General features: G+C 70.5%; 14 protein-coding genes. 4 read left to right on the top strand and 10 right to left on the bottom strand.

Annotated elements, in window-relative coordinates; genetic code table 11:
- Positions 1-4: 4 nt before the first annotated feature.
- Entirely contained in the window at positions 5-2,812 is a 2,808-nt protein-coding gene (locus ACFQU4_RS08275) for an alpha-glucuronidase family glycosyl hydrolase (protein WP_377489436.1), read from the bottom strand.
- Between the two features lie 222 nt (positions 2,813-3,034).
- On the opposite strand from ACFQU4_RS08275, the gene ACFQU4_RS08270 reads away from it, so the two are divergent.
- The 3 genes from ACFQU4_RS08270 to ACFQU4_RS08260 are packed head-to-tail and all read left to right on the top strand — an operon-like array spanning position 3,035 to position 7,522.
- Positions 3,035-4,420: an NAD(P)/FAD-dependent oxidoreductase gene (locus ACFQU4_RS08270; RefSeq protein ID WP_377489433.1), complete on the top strand. Its 1,386-nt coding sequence runs from the start codon at positions 3,035-3,037 to the stop codon at positions 4,418-4,420.
- Positions 4,410-5,792 (top strand): cytochrome bc complex cytochrome b subunit, encoded by a 1,383-nt coding sequence (locus ACFQU4_RS08265; protein WP_377489430.1) that lies wholly within the window; start codon positions 4,410-4,412, stop codon positions 5,790-5,792. The genes ACFQU4_RS08270 and ACFQU4_RS08265 overlap by 11 nt, the downstream gene beginning before the upstream one ends.
- Positions 5,792-7,522: an L-aspartate oxidase gene (locus ACFQU4_RS08260; protein ID WP_377489427.1), complete on the top strand. Its 1,731-nt coding sequence runs from the start codon at positions 5,792-5,794 to the stop codon at positions 7,520-7,522. Before ACFQU4_RS08265 ends, ACFQU4_RS08260 begins: the two co-directional genes overlap by 1 nt.
- Before the next feature lie 183 nt (positions 7,523-7,705).
- Here ACFQU4_RS08260 and ACFQU4_RS08255 read toward each other — a convergent pair whose 3' ends face one another.
- The 3 genes from ACFQU4_RS08255 to ACFQU4_RS08245 are packed head-to-tail and all read right to left on the bottom strand — an operon-like array spanning position 7,706 to position 12,312.
- Complete coding sequence (locus ACFQU4_RS08255) at positions 7,706-10,945, bottom strand: GH92 family glycosyl hydrolase (RefSeq protein ID WP_377489424.1); 3,240 nt, start codon at positions 10,943-10,945, stop codon at positions 7,706-7,708.
- 5 nt (positions 10,946-10,950) lie between these two features.
- On the bottom strand, positions 10,951-11,727 hold the full coding sequence (locus ACFQU4_RS08250) for a CDP-alcohol phosphatidyltransferase family protein (RefSeq protein WP_377489421.1): 777 nt from the start codon (positions 11,725-11,727) through the stop codon (positions 10,951-10,953).
- A gap of 3 nt (positions 11,728-11,730) precedes the next feature.
- Entirely contained in the window at positions 11,731-12,312 is a 582-nt protein-coding gene (locus tag ACFQU4_RS08245) for a TetR/AcrR family transcriptional regulator (RefSeq protein WP_377489418.1), read from the bottom strand.
- Between the two features lie 104 nt (positions 12,313-12,416).
- Between ACFQU4_RS08245 and ACFQU4_RS08240 the strand changes: the two genes are divergently transcribed.
- Positions 12,417-12,902: a nitroreductase/quinone reductase family protein gene (locus ACFQU4_RS08240; RefSeq protein WP_377489415.1), complete on the top strand. Its 486-nt coding sequence runs from the start codon at positions 12,417-12,419 to the stop codon at positions 12,900-12,902.
- On the opposite strand, the gene ACFQU4_RS08235 is transcribed toward ACFQU4_RS08240, so the two are convergent.
- The 6 genes from ACFQU4_RS08235 to ACFQU4_RS08210 all read right to left on the bottom strand — a co-directional run bounded on the left by ACFQU4_RS08235 (position 12,877) and on the right by ACFQU4_RS08210 (position 17,485).
- Positions 12,877-13,584, bottom strand: a complete 708-nt coding sequence (locus ACFQU4_RS08235; RefSeq protein WP_377489412.1) for a cytochrome b/b6 domain-containing protein — start codon at positions 13,582-13,584, stop codon at positions 12,877-12,879. The genes ACFQU4_RS08240 and ACFQU4_RS08235 overlap by 26 nt on opposite strands.
- Positions 13,574-14,035: a hypothetical protein gene (locus ACFQU4_RS08230; protein WP_377489409.1), complete on the bottom strand. Its 462-nt coding sequence runs from the start codon at positions 14,033-14,035 to the stop codon at positions 13,574-13,576. The genes ACFQU4_RS08235 and ACFQU4_RS08230 overlap by 11 nt, the downstream gene beginning before the upstream one ends.
- A 74-nt stretch (positions 14,036-14,109) precedes the next feature.
- A complete protein-coding gene (locus tag ACFQU4_RS08225; RefSeq protein ID WP_377489406.1) occupies positions 14,110-14,802 on the bottom strand; it encodes an anti-sigma factor family protein in 693 nt (230 codons plus the stop codon).
- Positions 14,799-15,317, bottom strand: coding sequence for a sigma-70 family RNA polymerase sigma factor (locus ACFQU4_RS08220; RefSeq protein ID WP_377489403.1), 519 nt, complete (start codon positions 15,315-15,317; stop codon positions 14,799-14,801). The genes ACFQU4_RS08225 and ACFQU4_RS08220 overlap by 4 nt, the downstream gene beginning before the upstream one ends.
- A 53-nt stretch (positions 15,318-15,370) precedes the next feature.
- On the bottom strand, positions 15,371-16,150 hold the full coding sequence (locus ACFQU4_RS08215; protein ID WP_377489400.1) for a C39 family peptidase: 780 nt from the start codon (positions 16,148-16,150) through the stop codon (positions 15,371-15,373).
- An 87-nt stretch (positions 16,151-16,237) separates the two neighbouring features.
- On the bottom strand, positions 16,238-17,485 hold the full coding sequence (locus ACFQU4_RS08210; protein ID WP_377489397.1) for an MFS transporter: 1,248 nt from the start codon (positions 17,483-17,485) through the stop codon (positions 16,238-16,240).
- Positions 17,486-18,333: the final 848 nt, after the last annotated feature.

The raw sequence follows: 18,333 nt of genomic DNA, 5'->3' as shown, positions 1-18,333 counted from the left end.
GTGGTCAGACGAGGATGGCCAGGCCGTTCAGGTGCCAGTGCTGGCCGGGTACGCCGGAGAACTCAAGATCAACCGTACGGCCTCCGGACACACTGATCGTCAACCAGGCAAAGGATCCGCCGAGCAGGAACTCGCTGACCGCGACGACCTTCCCGTCCAGCTTGACCGTGGTCGGGAAGGAGTCGTGCACGTCGCCAGTGAGCAGGTGCAGTTCATGATCACCGGCCGGCACGGTCAGCCGCAGCGTCCGGGCCCTGGTGTCGTTGACGAAGTCGCGCAGCAACGGGTCGGCGATCCCCCGGTCCCGGGACTGGGGCGCCCCGCCGACCCATCCGTACGGCGCGCCGTCGGCCCAGACGTCGGCCGGCGACAGCCGGCGATAGCCCTCCAGCAGCGGCGAGGTCGCCGAGCCGGCGTCGACCGCGAGCAGGCAGCGACCACCGGCGGGCGCGGTGATCACCGGCTGCTCGGCGATCAGCGCGGGCAGGTCGCCGGACCGCAGGGTCGGCCGGAGGGTCAGCACCTGCGGCGGCAGTGACGGCGTCACCGGGACATCGACGGTCCCGTCGCCCTTCGAGGGCAGCACCAGACTGGCGGTGCCGCTGGTCCAGCCGTCCCGCTCCGGCAGCCCGGCGACCAGTTCGGCCTCGGCCGCCGAGGCGTTGGCCAGGGTCAGCCGGACCTGATTCTCCCGGCCGCCGATCAGGCAGATCGCGGCGTTGCCGGTCGGCGTGACCTGAACCCAGGAACGGCGTTCGTCGAGCACCCGGGACGCGGCGAAGTAGTAGCCGGCGATCGTGTCCCGCCACAGCGTCGCCTGCTCCCGGTGCCGGTCGAACCGTTCCGCCGTGTCGGCCCACCGCTTCACGTCGATCCGGCCGCGCAGCCCCTGCCAGCGGTCCCGCATCCGGCCGACCTCGGCGGCACCGTCGAAGTGGCTGTCGTAGACGTGCTGGATCACGGTCGTACCGGTCGTCAGCCGGTGCCCGTACGGAACGTGGTGCAGGAACAGCAGCAGCTCGTCCGGGCAGTCGGCGAGGTTCTCGAACCGGTCGGCGACCGGCCGGTGGTAGAAGCCGGTGAAGCCGTTGCCGGTGGCGACGGTCCGGTCGAAGCCGGTGCCCTCGGCGTCGGCCTGGTGCCAGGCCGTGTTGGTCTGCGGGCTCGGCGTGAAGTGGTCGCCCTTGATCAGGAAGCTGACCCCGAGCGGGTTCGTGTAGTCGAGATAGGTCTGCCAGGAGCCGAGCAGCAGGTCGGTGATCGTCGCCACCGCCGTCGGGTCGTTGCCGTACGTCTGCCGGGTCCACTCGGTCGCGATGTCGCGCGCCTTCAGCCCTGGGTTCCAGGCCAGCCGGCCGTAGCCGTGGGTGTTCGCGGCGGCCAGCTGGTGCCGGGTCCAGTCGGTGTCGTCGCCGAAGTTCATCACGCCGGCCACGCCACCAAGATCGCGGCCGTAGGTCTGGCCGGAGATGATCTTGGCGACCGTCGTCCCCGAGCCATCGGCGTGGGTGTCGAAGCCGTACACCTCCTGCCACTGCGGCACCAGGTAGCACAGGTGGGTCGACTGCCCGGTGTACTCCTGGGTGACCTGGAGTTCCATCATCGCGTTCGTGTTCGGCAGCGCGCCGAACAGCGGGTGGGCCGGTTCCCGGACCTGGAAGTCGATCGGGCCGTTCTTGATCTGGACGACCGCGTTGTCGGCGAACTTGCCGTCCAGCGGCTTGAACGTCTCGTACGCCTTGTTGGACCACTCCAGGGCGTTGAAGTCGTGGACGAACGCGCGCCACATCACGATCCCGCCGTGCGGTGCGGCCGCCTCCGCGATCAGGTTCGCGCCGTCGGCATGGGTTCGGCCGTACGAGATCGGGCCCGGCTGCCCCTCGGAGTCGGCCTTGACCAGGAAGCCGCCGAGGTCGGGGACCGCCTGGTAGATCTCGGTGATCTTGATCCGCCACCAGTCCTTCACGCCCGCGTCGAACGGGTCGGCCGTGGCCAGCCCGCCCAAGATCATCGGGCTGGCAAAGTTGAGCGAGAGGTAGAGCGAGACACCCCAGTTGCGCAGCAGCGCGGCCAGCGGCTGAAGCTTGATCAACATCTCCGGCGCGATGAACTGGGCGTTCGCGTTGACGTTGTTGATCACGGTGCCGTTCAGCCCGACCGAGGCCAGCGCCCGGGCATAGGTCGCGTGCCGCTCGGTCAGTTCCGGCAGGTTCGCGAACCCGAACACCGACCGGCCCGCGTAGCCGCGCTCGACGCTGCCGTCGAAGTTGTCCCAGTGATTGGCCAGCCGGAGCGGGTTCCGCGGTCGTTCGGCGAGGTCGAGCCGGTCGATCGGGGCGTGCGTCTGCAGCAGCCGGAGCAGGTGGAACGCGCCGTAGAGGACGCCCCGGTCGCCGCCGCCGGTGATGATCACGGCGGCGGTCCCGTCGACCCGGCCCCGGCGGAGCGTGTAGCTCTCCGGCCCGGCGTCGGACTCCGCGGTCCGGAGCACCAGCGGTCCGGCGCCGTCGACCTTCCGCCGGATCGGCATGTCCCGGCCGAGCAGCGAGCCGAGCGCCCGGGACAGTTCACCGGCCGCCGAGCCGATCGGGCCCTCGACGTCCGGCGTCACTACGTACTGCAGATCGCGCCGGTACGCGTCCAGCAGTCCCCGGTCCGACACCGGCGGGTAGCGGAGCCAGAGCCGGGAGCCGTCCTCGTCGGGCGGGGCTCCGGTCTCGGCCCAGGCGGTCCCGGCCGCACCGCTCAGCCAGCCCGCGGCCACCGCCGCTGACGTACCGGCAACGAATCCGCGTCGTGTCACACCCGTCACGGCGGCCCCCTTTGGTCGCTCGAAATCGTTTACAAGGACGCTAGGAGACCAGCCGCAGCCGGTCAACGGGCAGCGTCCGGCCGTGGACCCCGCCGAGGACATCGATGACGGATGTCATCGGCCGGCACGTGCTCTCCGTCACCCCGTGTCCGCTTCGTCACGTCCTGTCACAAACGGGCCCCCTACAAGGTCTTAGGTAGTGAGACCCACTGGAGGCAGAAGATGCGAAGGATCCTGATCATCGGCGGCGGTTACGCCGGCTTCTACACGGCCTGGGGACTCGAGAAGAGACTCCGCCGCGGTGAGGCCCAGGTCACGCTCGTCGATCCCCGCCCCTACATGACCTACCAGCCGTTCCTGCCCGAGGTCACGGCCGGTTCCGTCGAGGCCCGGCATGTCGCGGTCGCGCTGCGCGGGCACCTGCACCGGACCAAGATCATCGCCGGTACGGTGACCGCGATCCACCACGCCGACCGGACGGTCCGGGTGCGCCCGCTGGAGGGCCCCGACCGCGAGCTGACCTACGACACGATCGTGATCACGGCCGGCGCCGTCACCCGGACGTTCGCCATCCCCGGCATCGCCGAGAACGCGATCGGTCTGAAGCACGTCGAGGAGGCGGTCGCGATCCGGGACCGGCTGCTGACCGCCTTCGAACGCGCTTCCAATCTGCCGGCCGGCCCGCGGCGGCAGGCCCTGCTCACCGTGACCGTCGTCGGCGGCGGGTTCACCGGAGTCGAGGCGACCGGCGAGCTGCTGTCGCTGGCCACCGCGCTGCTGAAGCGGTACCCGGAACTCAGCGTCGACGACCTGGCCTTCCATCTCGTCGAGGCGACCCCGCGGATCCTGCCCGAGGTGACCGATGGCCCGGGGGCCTGGGTGGTCCGGGATCTGGAGCGGCGCGGCGCGGAGGTCCACCTGAACACCCGCCTGGCGTCGGCGACCGACGGCCACGTCAAGCTCTCCGACGGTACGGAATACGATTCCGAGCTGCTGATCTGGACCGCGGGCAATGCCGCGAACCCGGTCGTCGCCTCGCACACCGACCTCCCGATCGACGCCCGCGGCATGCTGCCGGTCCGGGCCGACCTCCGGGTCGGCACCGACGAGGCTCCGATCGAAGATGCCTGGGCGGCCGGCGACAACGCGGCCGTTCCCGACCTGGCGGTGCCGGGGTCGCTGACCGTACCCAACGCGCAGCATGCGGTCCGGCAGGGACGGCTGCTGGCGGCCAACCTGGTCGCCGACCTGCGCGGCCGCGACCCGAAGCCGTACAAGCATCACAGCCTGGGCGTCGTCGCGACACTCGGCCTCGGCCGCGGGATCTTCCAGTGGCGGGGCCTGGTGATCAAGGGCCTGCCGGCCTGGCTGATGCACCGCGGCTACCACGTGCTGGCGGTGCCGACCTGGGAGCGCAAGATCCGGGTCCTGCTGGTCTGGCTGGCGGCGTTCTTCTTCGGCCGGGACACGGTCTCGCTGCTCGCCGTTCAGCATCCGCGGCAGGCCTTCACCGAGGCGACTGCGGCGACCATCACATCGAAGCCGGTTCCGACTGAGCGAAAGGAAGTCGATCATGCCCCTCATGACGAAGTCGACCATGCGTTCTGAACGGCCGCTCCCGTTGCGGCAGCGCACCTTCGTCCCGCACTGGTCGAACGTCTTCGGCATCCTCGCCTTCGCCTGCGTGGTGGTGCTACTGGTGACCGGAGTGATCTTGATGGTCTTCTACGACCCGTCCAGCGATTCGACGGTCTACCACGGCAGCTACGGTCCGCTGAACGGCGCCGAGGTGTCGAAGGCGTACGCCTCGACGCTGCGGATCTCGGTCGACCTGCCCGGCGGCCTGCTGGTCCGGCAGGCGCACCACTGGGCGGCGCTGCTGCTGCCGGCCGCGATCATGATGCAGCTGCTGGTGACGTTCTTCACCGGGGCGTTCCGGAAGCCGCACCGGTTCCGCTGGCTGCTGCTGTTCGGCCTGTTCGTCACCGCGCTGCTGGGCGGCTGGAGCGGGTACGCACTCCCGGACGACTCGCTGTCCGGCACCGGGTTGCGGATCTTCGAGGGGATCATGCTCGGCCTGCCGGTGATCGGCACCTGGGCCTCCGCGCTGGTCTTCGGCGACGCGTTCCCGGGCCGGGTGCTCGAGTTCCTGTACCCGGTCCACGTCTGGGTGACCGGTGCGCTGCTGGTCGGCCTGATCGCCCTGTGGCTGCGGTCCGCGATCAAGGAACGGCCGCTGCGCCGGCGCGGCAAGCCGGTCGGCGAAGTGGCTCTGCTGCCCACCGCGGCAGTACGGGCGGCCGGCCTGTTCGCGCTGTCGGTCGGCGTGATCATGGTGATGGCCGGCACGATGACGATCAGCCCGATCTGGCTCTACGGCCCGGCCTCCACCGGTGACGCCTCGGCCGGCAGCCAGCCGGACTGGTACACCGGGTTCCTGGACGGCGCGCTCCGGCTGGTGCCGCCCGGCTGGGAGATCACCTGGCTCGGCCGCACCTGGACCCTGGCCGTGATCGCGCCGCTGGCCGTGATCAGCACGTTCATGCTGATCGTCGCGCTGTACCCGTTCCTGGAGCAGCGGTTCACGAAGGACCGGCTCGATCATGATCTGCTCGACCGGCCGCGCGACGTGCCGGTCCGGACCGGCATCGGCGTCGCCGGAATGATCTTCTACGGAGTGCTCTGGGCCGCGGCCAGCGCCGACATCATGGCCACCGAGTTCGGTCTCGGACTGAACCAGATCCTCACCGTCCTCCAGGTGATCTTGATCACCGGCCCGGTGCTCGGCTTCGGCGTAACCTGGAGTCTGTGCCGCTGGCTGCAACGCCAGGACGCCGAGCTGGCCGAACACGGCCGGCCCACCGGCGTGATCGTCCGGCTGCCCAGCGGCGGCTACGTCGAAGATCATTTCCCGCCACCGCCGGCGATCGAGTCAGCCCGGCCGAAGCTGGCGCTCGGCCACCATCCGAAGGGAGTTTGATGAACAACTCGGAGCGAAGGATCTCCACCACGGTGCTGGTGATCGGCAGCGGCGGGTCGGGACTGCGGGCGGCGATCGAGCTCGCCGAGCAGCGGGTCGACGTGATCGTGCTCGGCAAGCGGGCCCGGCTCGATGCGCACACCGCGCTCGCCGCCGGCGGGATCAACGCCCCGCTGGCCACCATGGATCCCGAGGACTCGTGGCAGCAGCACGCGGCCGACACGATCAAGGAGAGCTACTACCTGGCCGACCCGCGGACCGTCGAGATCGTCACCCGCGGCGCCGAGCAGGGCATTCGTGATCTTGAACGCTACGGGATGGCGTTCGCCCGGGAGAACGACGGCCGGATCTCGCAGCGGTTCTTCGGCGCGCACACCTTCCGGCGGACCGCCTTCGCCGGCGACTACACCGGACTGGAGATCCAGCGCAGCCTGCTCGCCCGCGCCGAACAGCTGGAAATCCCGATCCTGGACAGCCTGTACGTGACCCGCATCCTGGTCGACGACAACACCGTCTTCGGCGCGTACGGCTTCGACCTGGCCGACGGCAGCCCGGCCCTGATCCACGCCGACGCGGTGATCCTGGCCGCCGGCGGGCACACCCGGATCTGGCGGCGCACCTCGTCCCGCCGGGACGAGAACACCGGCGATGCGTTCCGGCTGGCCGTCGAGGCCGGCGCCCGGCTGCGCGACGCGGAGCTGGTGCAGTTCCACCCGTCCGGGATCCTGGAGCCGGAGAGCGCGGCCGGAACGCTCGTCTCCGAGGCGGCGCGCGGCGAGGGTGGCATCCTGCGCAACGGTCTCGGGGAACGGTTCATGGAGCGCTACGACCCGGAGCGGATGGAGCTGTCGACGCGGGACCGGGTCGCCCTGGCCGCGTACACGGAGATCAAGGCGGGCCGCGGCACCGAGAAGGGCGGCGTCTGGCTGGACGTGTCGCACCTGCCGCGCGAAACGATCATGAACCGGCTGCCCCGGGTCTACCAGACTCTGCTCGACCTGCAGCTGCTCGACATCACCCAGCATCCGATCGAGGTCGCGCCGACCGCGCACTACTCGATGGGCGGCGTCCGGACCCGGCCCGATGATCATGGAACCGACGTGGCCGGCCTGTACGCGATCGGCGAGGCGGCCAGCGGCCTGCACGGCGCCAACCGGCTGGGCGGCAACTCCTTGATCGAACTCCTGGTCTACGGCAGGATCACCGGCCGCGCCGCCGCCGACTTCGCCGCCGCCCGTTCCGTGCAACGCCGCTCCCCCGGTGCGGTCGCAGCGGCCCGGAGCGAGCTCGAGGGGCTGCTCGGCGCCGACGGTCCGGAGAACGTCCGGGCCCTACAGCGGGCCTTGCGCACGACGATGACCGAGTACGCCGGGGTGGTCCGCGACGAGGACGGCCTGACCACCGGTCTCGCCGAGCTGGCCGAGATCGAGGAGCGCGCCACCAAGATCGGCGTCCATCCCGACCTCGCCGGCTACGCCGACCTGGCCCACGCCTACGACCTGAAGGCCTCGATCCTCGCCGCCCGGGCCACCCTCGAGTCCGCCCTGGAACGGCGGGAGACCCGCGGCTGCCACAACCGCGCCGACTTCCCCGACCTCGACCCGTCCCTCCAGGTCAACCTGGTCTGGTCCCCGGCGACCGGAGTGACCCGGGAACCGATCGCCGACGTACCCGAGGAGATCGGGAACTTGATCAAGGACGTCTCGGCCGCCGGCAAGCTGGTCGAGTAGCCCGGCTCTCCGCCCGCCAGTCGCGACGCCACCGGATCCGCACGGCCCGGCTGCCCGACCGCCCGACCGCCCGACCGCCCGACCGACCGCTGCGCACCAACCCATCGACCGGTCACCTCCGCAGCGACACGCCGGCAGAACGGCTGCTTTTGTGCCCGGTCGGCGGATTTTGGTGGGGGCGGGTCAGGCGAGGAGTTCCCATTGGTGGAGGTCGGCGGGGCCGTGGGCTTCGGAGATCCGGAGCCGGAATTGCCGGTACGCCGCGGGGTGGGCCGGCAGGAACGGGCGGGTCTGGCGGCGCCAGCGGAAGTCCTCCGCGGTGCGCTCGTCGATCGGCTGCCAGTCGGTGCCGTCGTCGGAACCCTCCAGCACCCAGGAGGTCAGGCCGCCGGGTGAGGCGGTGATCGTGTAGAGCTCGAAGGCCTGTGGCTCGTCGAACTCGTACCCGATCCAGCCGCCGGCCGGCAGCACCAGGGCGGTGGCGGAGGTGTCGTCGACGGCGGCCCGGCCGTCGCCGAAGCTGGCGCTGTACCGGCCGTCCGGGCGGGTCAGGTCGGCCAGCGGGCGCGGGCGTTCGCCGGCCGGTGTCAGCGACGCCGGCGCAGTGTCGGCGCCCCAGCCGGACGGCTCCGGACCGAGGAAGAACTCGATCGTCGCGCCGTCGGCCACCTTCCGGTACGGGACCGCGACCGAGGTCCACGGCTCGCCGTCGATCAGCACCGACTGGATGTAGTGGTGGTCGGGATGTTGATCATGGGCGATGATCAACAGTTCCCGATCATCGTCGAGCGCGATCCGGACCTCGGCGAAGGTCGGCGCGGTCAGCACCAGCTCGCCGCTGGCCAGGGACAGCGGATAGAGGCCGAAGGCGGAGAAGAGGTACCAGGCCGACATCTCGCCGTTGTCCTCGTCGCCCGGGTAGCCCTGACCGATCTCGGAGCCGAGGAACAGTCGCCGGACGCACTCCCGGACCAGCTGCTGGGTCCGCTCCGGGGCGCCCGCGTGCAGATAGAAGTACGGGATGTGGTGGGCCGGCTGGTTGGACAGGCCGAGCATGCCGAGCCGGATGTTGCGGGCCTCGGTCATCTCGTGGATCACGTGCCGGTAGTCGCCCTTGACGTCCTCGGCGGCGGTCTCGTCGGTGCCGAAGAACGCGTCCAGCTTCGCCCGGAGTTGATCTTGGCCGCCGTGCAGCGCGGCCAGCCCGGCGCCGTCCTGCGGCACCGTGAACGCCATCCCCCAGCCGTTGGTCTCGGTGTAGTCGCCGCCCCACTGCCGCGGGTCGTAGGCGTCCGGCTCGACGCGGAACGCGCCATGATCATCGCGGCCGATGAAGAAGCCGGTCCGCTCGTCGAACAGGTTCACGTACCAGGCGGCGCGGGAGGCGAAGTAGCGCGCGTTGGCCCGGTACTCCTCCCGTCGCGGGTCGTCGTCCGTGACGCGCTCGGCCAGGGCCGCCGACCAGACCGCGAGCCCGTAGTCGTTGATCGCGCCCTCCAGGGTCCAGGACAGCCCCTCGTCGACCGCAGTCGAGGTGTAGCCGACGAAGATCGACTTCTCCAGCCCGTACCGCCCGACTACCGGCTCGTCGGCCGGCACGGTCGCGTTGCGCAGCGCGGAATCGTAGCCGTCGGTGACGTCGAACCCGGGCACGCCGTTGACGTACGCGTCGGCCAGCACGATGTCCGAGCTGGTGCCGACCATGCAGTCGGCGTAGCCCGGCGCCGACCAGCGGGCGGTCCAGCCGCCGTCGCGGTAGTGCTGGACGAATCCGTCCAGCAGCCGGCCGCAGCGCTCCGGCTCGAACAGCCCGAGCGCCGTCCAGCAGGTCCGGTACGTGTCCCAGAAGCCGTTGTTCGCCGAGCCTTCGCCGTCCACCACGGCACGGCCGGTGTGCTCCTCGGTGTCCGGCTGGTCGACCTGGAACGGGCTGGCGTACGCGCGCTTCGGCGGATCGGTCGCCAGGTCCTCGCTCATCGTGTTCGGGTAGAGGAACAGCCGGTAGAGGTTCGAGTAGACGGTGATCAACTGGTCCTCGGTCGCACCGTCGACGGTGATCTTGCCGAGCAGCGCGTTCCAGGCCTGCTCGGCCCGCTCCGCCACCGACTCCACCGTCTGATCCGGGCCGAGCTCGGCCGCGAGATTCTGCTTGGCCTGGTCCAGCCCGATGAAGGAGCTGGCCAGCCGCAGCACCACGGTGCCGTCAGCGCCCGGCCGGATCTTGAGGTAGCCGCCGACGCCGGTGTGCTCCGGTTGGTCCAGCGGACCATGATCGACGACGGGTGCGTCCAGCTCGCCGTAGACGAACATCCGCGGCGTCGCCCCGGCCCGCTGCGAACCGCCGTCGGCGTGGCCGGTGACGATGCCCCGGCCGGTCTCCGGATCGGCCGAGAGGCGCAGCCCGCCGTGATCGTCGGACTGGTCGAAGATCAGCGCCGCATCCGGCCCGGGGAAGGTGAACCGCATGATCACGGCGTGGTCGGTCGGCGCGGCCTCGGCCCGGATCCCGGACCGGGTGGTCACGGCGTAGTAGTGCGCCCGGTCGGTCTCGTCGTCATGATCGAATTCCAGGCCGCGGGCAGCCGGGTCGAGCTCCGGCTTGCCGGCACTCCCCCAGGGACAGACCTGGAACGTGGTCCGGTCACCGATCCACGGGCTGGGGATGTGCGACAGGGCGAGCCCCTGCAGCACCGGCCGGTTGTCGGCGTTGTTGTGCTGGTGCCAGGAGTAGATCCAGCGGAACGTCCGGGCGTCGGTGATCGGGGTGACGAAGTGGAAGCCGTGCGGCACCGCAGCCAGCGGCGCGTTGTTGCCACGGGAGTAGCCGCCACTCGCGTGGCTGCCCCGGGTGGTCCGGACGAAGTCGGTCGGCCGCCGGTCGCCGGCGGTCGGCGCCGCGGGCCCGATCCCGATCAGTTCGAACCAGCCCCGGACGGTCCGGGTGCCAGCGGTCGGCAGCCCGGAAACGTCGACCAGCAAGGCGATCCCGGTCACCCGGCGGCCGGCCAGCGCGGTCAGATCGACGCTTTTGTGGTTCCACTGGTCCGGCAGCGAGGTGCGGGCCGCGTACTGCGCCAGCGGCTCGATCGGCACGCCGTGATCATCGGCCAGCTGTTCGCCGCCGATCACCGTACCGTCGTCCATGATCAACTCCAGGCCGACCGCGGTCGCCGCGCAGCCGTCCTCGACGGTGCCGGCGTCCGGATCGTACGGACTGAAGATCGCGTAGCGGAGCCGGTCGCCCGCCGCGATCACACGGTCCGGTTCGGCGACGACCGCACGGGCCCGCCCGTCGGTGCTGGCCTCGAACCCGGTGGCCGACGGGGCAAGGAGCCCGGCGCCCGGCTTCGAGCTGGGCGGTGCGGTCGGTCCGGTGCCCGGAGTGAGCGTCAGGAGAGCGGTGGTCGGTGACGTTGCCGGCATGAGCGTCACACTACGTCGGGGCCCTTCCGCAGCCGGAACTGGGCGACGATGTCCCGGCCGAACGAATACACCACGGCCGCGGTGCCGGCGACGACCACGCCGATACCGAACGCCGGCGGGCCGAACCCGGTCGTCGCGATGATCAACGTGACGGTGCCGAGCAGGCCGATGACCTTGCGGGACAGGCGGGTCGGCAGCGGCAGGTTGAGCCAGGGCCAGATCCGGGCACCGGCCAGATAGAGGTAGCGGGCCAACCCGAGCACCAGGGCCAGCGGGGTCAGCTCGCGAGCCAGTCCGATCGCGAGTGCCAGGGCCAGCACGGAGTCGATCTCGATGTCGAACCTGGCGCCGAAGGCCGAACTGGTCCGGGTCCGCCGGGCCACCCGGCCGTCGACGCCGTCCAAGATCACCGCAACGACCGAGAGGCCGACCGCCAGGGCCCGCTGACCGTCCGGCCAGCCGCCGGAGAAGCCGCTGACGATCAGGGCGATCACGGCGCCGACCAGCAGCGACCGGGCCAGCGTGATCAGGTTCGCCGGTCCGATCGACGGGTCCGCCGTACGGGCCGGCACCCGGCGCCATGGTCCGGCCGCGACGGCCAGGCTGAGCGCGACCAGGTAGCCGACCGCGGCCACCCAACCGGCCACGGTCAGCCCGACCAACTGCTGCACCGCCAGGAGTACGGACAGCTGGAGCCCGACCGCCCCGTACACCTCGAGCCGCCAGCCGCCACCCCGCGCGGCCGGTTCGGGCACCGCGAGTTCAGGCACCGGTGAGGTCATGACTCAAGTGTCGCGCGCGGACCCGGCCCCGGTGAGCCAGGACAACAGCTGGTCGATCGCGCGCCGCAGCTCGTCGGCTCGGGTGGTCAGCAGCGTCGGTATGCAGCAGCCCTTGAGCATGGCGACGCAGGTGGCCGCGAAGGCGTCCGGATCGACCTCGATCGCCCAGCTGCCCTGTTCGGTGCCGGTCGCGACGAGGTCCCGGAGGCTGGTCAGCCAGGCGTCTTCGGCCGCCGCGATGTCGCCGGCCAGCCGCGGGTCGCGGTTCGCCCGCAGCGCGAGTTCGGCCAGCACCCGGCGCAGCTCGGCGTCGTCGATCAGCAGCTCGAGGACACCGGTGAGGTGGTGAGTCAGCCGCTCGGCCGGAGTCCCGGTCTCCGGCAGATAGGCGCCGAATCGCTGCTGGAGCCGTTGGTACGCGGCCGCGATCAGGTCTTCCTTGGTGGCGAAGTAGTAGTGCACCGTCGCGATGTTGACGCCGGCCCGGGCAGCGACGTCCCTGGTCCGCAGCCCTTCCAGGCCGCGCTCGGCGATGCCGGCGAACACGGCCGCGGAGATCTGTTCACGGCGGTCGATCCTCGGCATGACGCACCTCTCACCCACGATTCCAATCAACTGCTTGATCCTAGCCAGGGCCTTCCCTACGCTGGTTTCAATCAAATGATTGAATCAGAATCGAGGAGGCAGTCGTGCCCCGAACCCGTACCGTCCAGCCTGCGACCCCGATCCGGGACAACAGCGTCGGCCGGCAGCGCGTGATCAACCGGATGATGCGCGGCATCCTCAACTCGCCGTTGCACGGGCTGATGAGCCGCCGGCTCACGCTGCTCTACGTGACCGGACGCAAGAGTGGCGCCCGCTACGCCGTGCCGTTGGCCTACACCGATCACGAAGGTCAGATCCTGCTCGTCTCGCCCGGCAGTTGGGTACGCAATCTGCGCGGCGGTGCCACGCTCGAGGTGCAGCACCACGGTCGCCGGTTCACCGCGACGGCGGAGGTCGCCGAGGATCCGGACCGGGCCTGGGAGATCGCGGTCGCCCTGCTGCCGCCCAACCCGGTACTGCGCAGGTTCCAGCAGATCGAGCTCGACGAGACCGGGCTGCCGCGACGTGATCAGGTCGAGGCCGCGCAGGAACGCGGGGCGAGGTTCATCGCCCTCCAACCCGCCGACTGACGGCCCCTCCGTGGTCTCGGTCCTGGCGGTCCAGCCAGGCCGGCCAGAGCCGCCGCGCGACGGCCCGCGGCAGCCGGCCGCCCAGGTGCATCGACCGCCAGGCGCCGCGGTAGCCCGGCAGCACGCCGGACGCGATCAGCACGTGCCCGATGATCATGGCGGTGACCGGGAAGGTGATCAGCAGATGCACCCAGTGCAGTACGACGAACACCGGACCGCCGCGCACCATGATCAAACCGAGTCCGGTCAGCACCAAGATCAAAAGGCCGCCGACCAGGACCAGGTTGGCCAGCCGCTGGCCCGGATCGAAATCCCCTTCGTGGCGACGGAACCGGCCGGTGAGCACCGCCACCGGCCAGCGCGCCCGCCAGTGCAGGTCGCCGCGGTCCCAGCGGAAGGTCTCGCGGACGAAGGCTCCGATCCGGCGTAGCCAGTAGCCGGTGCCGACCAGGCCGATCGCGGTCAGCACCAGCCCGATGATCTTGTGCAGCTCGATGTCGGGCAGCCCGGTGATCACGGCCAGGAGGGTCGGATCGCCTTCCCGGCCGAGCCAGAGCCAGCCTCCCGTCGCCAGCAGGAGCAGCGTTCCGACGTAGATCCCGCCGTGCAGCCACCGGGTGCCGCGCCGGTTCCGTTCGACCGTCGGGACCCGGATCCGGCGGACCCGGTGATCAGTAGTCATAGCCGTCCGTGCCGGAGCTCTGATCCTGCTCCGTCGTCGGCGCGGCCCCGTCGGCCACGGTGACGGTGATCTCGTCCTCGGCGCCGGCCGAGGAGTGGTCGGCGTGCTGCAGGGTGACCTTGATCGTGTGCCGGCCGGGACTCAGCCGGTCGATGATCATCTCGCCGTCCGGCTCGACGGTGTAGTCGTCGGCGTTCCCGTCGAAGGACAGGTGGACGTGGTGCCGGCCCGAGTCGGTCGGGCCCAGTTCCGCGCTCGACTCCACCTTGAGCGTGAACGGCTGGGTCACCGTGGCATTGTCGCCCGGTTCGGTGATCGACAGCGTGGCGCCCGAGTCCGTACCGGCTCCGGGCGGGGCGTACAGCGGGCCGCAGCCGGCCAGCGCGACGCCGGCCAGGAGCGCACCGACGCGGAGGACCAACTGGCGGGTGAGGGAGGTTTCGGTGGACATCGTCACTCCTCTGCCGGCGGCGGCCCAGTGCCACCGCCCGTCCTTCCCTGTCACGGATCCCGGGCCGGAACGGTTCACCGCCGCAGCCGCAGCAACGGTTCCCGATCAAGCTCGTTGATCAACAGCGACTCCAGCTCGGACAGCGAATAGCTGGTGGCGACGGTGACGTCGGCCGTCCCGGAGTAGTCGGCCCGCCAGGCGCCGAGGGCCTGGCGGCGGCCGTCGACGGTGATCGCGACCAGACCGCACTCGGTGCCCGCCGGCAGCCCGGCGACCGCCACCGTGATCGACGTACCCCAGGGTCTGGCGGTGAGCCTCGCCTCGCCGTACACCTGCGAGCCGGGGTCGGCGCCGGTCAGGACGACCACCTGGTCCGGCGGCGCCGGCCGGGTCAGGGTCAAGATCATCGAGCCGCCGCCGAGCACGGTCACCAGCAGCACGGCGGCGACGGCGACCGAGAGCATCACCCGGCGCCACCGGTGCCGCCGGACCGCCGAGGCGAGCAGCCGGTCCAGCAGTTCCGGCGCGGGCCGCAGGTCCGTCACGGTCGGTGCGGGCGCGTCCTCGTCCGCGAACCCGTGCTCCAGCCGAGCGATGTCGGCCGGTGTCAGCCGGTCGAGCAGCGGCGGGAGCTCGGCCAGGTCGTCCAGCTCCGCCCGGCAGGACGGGCAGTCCCGGACGTGCTGCTCGACCTCGGCACCCTCCGCCGGATCGATCGCACCGAACAGGTGGGCGGCGAGGCTCAGCCTGGCCTGATCGCAGTTCACGGCAGCAGCCCTCGTTCCTCACAGAGGAGCCGGAAGGCCCGCAGCGCGTAGTAGGTGCGGGACTTGACCGTGCCCGGCGGGATCTTCAGGATCGCAGCCGCCTCGGCCACCGTGTGCGCCCGGAAGTAGGTTTCGACCAGCACCTGCCGGTGCTCCGGGCGGAGGGCGGCGAGTACGTCGGCGATGGCCCAGCCCAGCACCGTCCGGTCCAGGTCCGCGGTCGGGTCCGGCATCGTCGCCAGGGCCGCGTCGGAGACCTCGTGCGGCCGCGACGCGCGGGCCCGGTGGGCGTCGACGGCGAGGTTCCGCGCCACCGTGTAGAGCCAGGGCCGGATCGGGCCGTGCCGGGCCAGCACCTCGGGATGCCGCCAGGCGCGCAGCAGGGTCTCCTGGACCAGGTCCTCGGCGCGGCCCCGGTCACCGTCGGTGAGCGGCAGCAGATACCGCAGCAGGGCCGCCGCGTGCCGATCGAACAGATCACGCAGCAGTGCCTCGTCCGCGCGTGGAAGGTCCACCCTTCCCAACACGGAACCGACGGCGGCCAGGTTCAACGGCCGCCCTCATGGGATCAGGCGCTGTAGCCCTTCGGCGGGATCAGGGTGGCCAGCTGGTTGAAGCTCAGCCAGTACGTCGCGGTCGGGGCGAAGCCGGCCGAGTCGGCGATCAGCACGTCCTGGTTGTCCGGGTTGTAGCCGATCACCGTGAAGTAGTGCCAGATCGTGTAGTTCGGGTAGCCCGGCGGGTGGTTGCTGGCCGGCGCGACGATGTTCGTCACCAGCGCGTAGCCCTTGTCCAGGTCGAGCTTGACGTCGTTCCAGAGCAGGTCCCGCTGGGCCTGGGTGGGCGGATCGTTCGGCATCTCCTTGGTCTCGTACCAGCCGACGTAGTTCGTCAGCACCTTGGTGACCTGGCCGATCCAGTCGGTGCCGTTGGTGCTGGTCGGCAGCTCGTTGGCCATCTGCTGCTGGGACACGTTCACGCCGCGTGCCGAGAGGGCGTGCCGGGTCGCGGCCGGTCCGCACCAGTAGCCGGTCTCCTGGTACTGGAAGTCGATCTCGACGGTCACGTTGCCGGCGGCGGCCGCCGTCTCCAGCTGGGCCGCGACGGCCCGCTTCAGTTGAGCCGGATCATGGCGAGCCGGGGCCGGAATCACCTGCCGGGCCTCGGCCACCTCCCGGGCCGTGGCCGGACGATAGCTGCCGCGCTCGGCCGGGGTCGATCTGAGCGGCTCGGTGCGTGGCGACGCGATGGCGATGGCCGGCGCTCCGAACACGGCGACCGGGGCGAGACCGGCAGCCAGGCCGAGCAACTGCCGGCGACGCAGGGGGTGGGTTTTCCGCAGTGACATGGGTCCTCCTCGACGAGCGGTATCGGACGTGTTCGAGATTAACCCGATCCGAGGAAGTCGCGGAAGATGTTCACGGACTCAAAAGCGTCAGCGGTCGCGCAGCTCGAAGTGCGGTCGCGGGGTGAGCACGGGGACGATCTGGATCCGTTGCCGCCGGGCCAGGATCAGCGCCGAGGCCAGCACCCCGAGCACGGTCAGCCCGCCGCCGGCGAGCAGGGTCCAGCGCGGCCCGAACAGTTCACCAAGCCAGCCCAGGATCGGCGCACCGATCGGCGTACCGCCCATCATCACCATCGCATAGAGGGCCATCACCCGGCCGCGTAGCTGCGGCGCGACGTTGAGCTGGATCGCCGCGTTCGAGGCCGTCATGGTCAGCAGCGCGACGAAGCCGGTGATCGGCAGGATCATCGCGTACGTGAGGTAGCTCGGCATCAGCCCGGTGATGATCAGGATGAACCCGTACAGGACGGCCATCTTGATGATGAACCGGCCGCGCGGCGCCTCCCGCCGACGGGCCGCGAGCAGGGCCCCGGTCAGCGAGCCGACCGCCATGATCGTGCCGAGGATGCCGTACTCCTGCGCTCCCTTGTGGAACTCCTGCTGAGCCATCAGGGCCGAGGTCATCTGGAAGTTCATCCCGAACGTGCCGACGAAGAACGCGACGCACATGACCAGCAGGATCTCGGGATTGCCGAAGACGTAGCTGACCCCTTCGCGGATCTGCCGCTTCGCCCGCGGCGGCCGCTGGCTGACCTGCAGCAGCTTCCCGTCGATCAGCGCCAGGGCGGCAATGAAGGCGCCGTAGGTGACCGCGTTGGACAGGATCGCCCAGCCGCTGCCGAACGCGGCGATCACCAGGCCGGCCAGCGCCGGGCCGATGATCCGGCTGGCGTGGAAGGTGGCCGAGTTGAGCCCGATCGCGTTGGCCAGGTGCTTCGAACCGACCACCTCGTTGACGAACGACTGCCGGGACGGGTTGTCGATCGCGGTGCCGAGGCCGAACAGGAAGGCGATCAGGTAGACGTGCCAGGTGACGGCGGCGCCGGTGATCGCCAGCAGGCCGAGGGCGCCGGCGGCGAGGGCCATCCAGGCCTGGGTGATCCGCAGAATGGTCCGCTTGTCGAAGCGGTCGGCGAGCAGTCCGCCGTACGGGGAGAGCAGCAGCATCGGCAGGAACTGCAGGGCGGTGGTGATGCCGACCGCGAGCCCGGAGCCGCCGGAAAGCTCGAGCACCAGCCAGTCCTGGGCGACCCGCTGCATCCAGGTGCCGATGTTGGAGATGAAGGAACCGCCGAGGAAGATCCGGTAGTTCGGCAGCTGCAGCGCGGCGAACATGCCCGTGCGATCGGGCTTCGCCTTCCCGGTTGCGGCTTGTTCGGCGGATTCGGTGGATACGGGTACGGGAGCGGTGGCCTCGAGATCGGTGTCGGCCGAGAGGCCCGTTCGCTTCGGTTCCGTATCCAGACTCAAACCCCAGCCACCCTGTCCATGATCAACTTCGCAGATCCCCCGCGCCTTCTCAAGAATATTCGTTAGCAACACTAATTACAACTGCGAACTATCGTCATTGAGATCGCCGATAAGTCCGATGGGTCTGATCATCCGACAGAAGTTGATCTTGAAGGCCTGGGCTGAGCGAGCGTGGCGCACGTTGGCCGTCAGCGTTCGTGCGCGTCCACCCGCTCCGATTCCCCGGCGAAGCGGCGCGCTACCGAAGATGTCGTGCTCGCCTTCGGGCCAGAGCTGAGGGAACCGCCGTCGGACCCGGGTGGCACCGGGTCGCGGCCGTGTCCGGGTGGGATCGCGCCGGCTGAGGGTCGCGCCGGTGAGGGTCGGCGCCGAGTAGGTCGCGCCGGGCGGGGCGGGTGCCAGGCGGTCGGGCGCCAGCGGGGTCGGCCGCGGGTCGCCGCCAGGAAGTCGGCGCCAGGGGGTCGCCTCCGACGCGCCGCAGAGGCGGGTCCGTTTCGTGCGGGAAAGTCGCGCCGTGTGAGGCCTTGTGAGGGTCGCGCCGAGTGAGGTCGACGCCAGGCGTTCGGGCGCCAGCGGAGTCGCCGCCAGCCGGGTGGGAAAGTCGACAACCCCACGACCCTCACCGCATCCGAGGTGGGAAAGTCGACAACCCCACGACCCTCACCGGAACCGAGGTGGGAAAGTCGACAACCCCACGACCCCTGTTCGGTGGT

The sequence above is a fragment of the Microlunatus sp. GCM10028923 genome, from assembly GCF_042666975.1.
Taxonomy (GTDB): Bacteria; Actinomycetota; Actinomycetes; order Propionibacteriales; family Propionibacteriaceae; genus Microlunatus.
Note: the sequence above shows the minus strand (reverse complement) of the source record. Positions and strands in the feature narration are given on the sequence as shown.

Excerpts from the sequence above, each read along its gene's own strand:
- ACFQU4_RS08270 (WP_377489433.1), top strand. The coding sequence starts at position 3,035 with ATGCGAAGGATCCTGATCATCGGCGGCGGTTACGCCGGCTTCTACACG.
- ACFQU4_RS08265 (WP_377489430.1), top strand. The coding sequence starts at position 4,410 with ATGCGTTCTGAACGGCCGCTCCCGTTGCGGCAGCGCACCTTCGTCCCG.
- ACFQU4_RS08260 (WP_377489427.1), top strand. The coding sequence starts at position 5,792 with ATGAACAACTCGGAGCGAAGGATCTCCACCACGGTGCTGGTGATCGGC.
- ACFQU4_RS08255 (WP_377489424.1), bottom strand. The coding sequence starts at position 10,945 with ATGCCGGCAACGTCACCGACCACCGCTCTCCTGACGCTCACTCCGGGC.
- ACFQU4_RS08250 (WP_377489421.1), bottom strand. The coding sequence starts at position 11,727 with ATGACCTCACCGGTGCCTGAACTCGCGGTGCCCGAACCGGCCGCGCGG.
- ACFQU4_RS08245 (WP_377489418.1), bottom strand. The coding sequence starts at position 12,312 with ATGCCGAGGATCGACCGCCGTGAACAGATCTCCGCGGCCGTGTTCGCC.
- ACFQU4_RS08235 (WP_377489412.1), bottom strand. The coding sequence starts at position 13,584 with ATGACTACTGATCACCGGGTCCGCCGGATCCGGGTCCCGACGGTCGAA.
- ACFQU4_RS08230 (WP_377489409.1), bottom strand. The coding sequence starts at position 14,035 with ATGTCCACCGAAACCTCCCTCACCCGCCAGTTGGTCCTCCGCGTCGGT.
- ACFQU4_RS08215 (WP_377489400.1), bottom strand. The coding sequence starts at position 16,150 with ATGTCACTGCGGAAAACCCACCCCCTGCGTCGCCGGCAGTTGCTCGGC.
- ACFQU4_RS08210 (WP_377489397.1), bottom strand. The coding sequence starts at position 17,485 with ATGTTCGCCGCGCTGCAGCTGCCGAACTACCGGATCTTCCTCGGCGGT.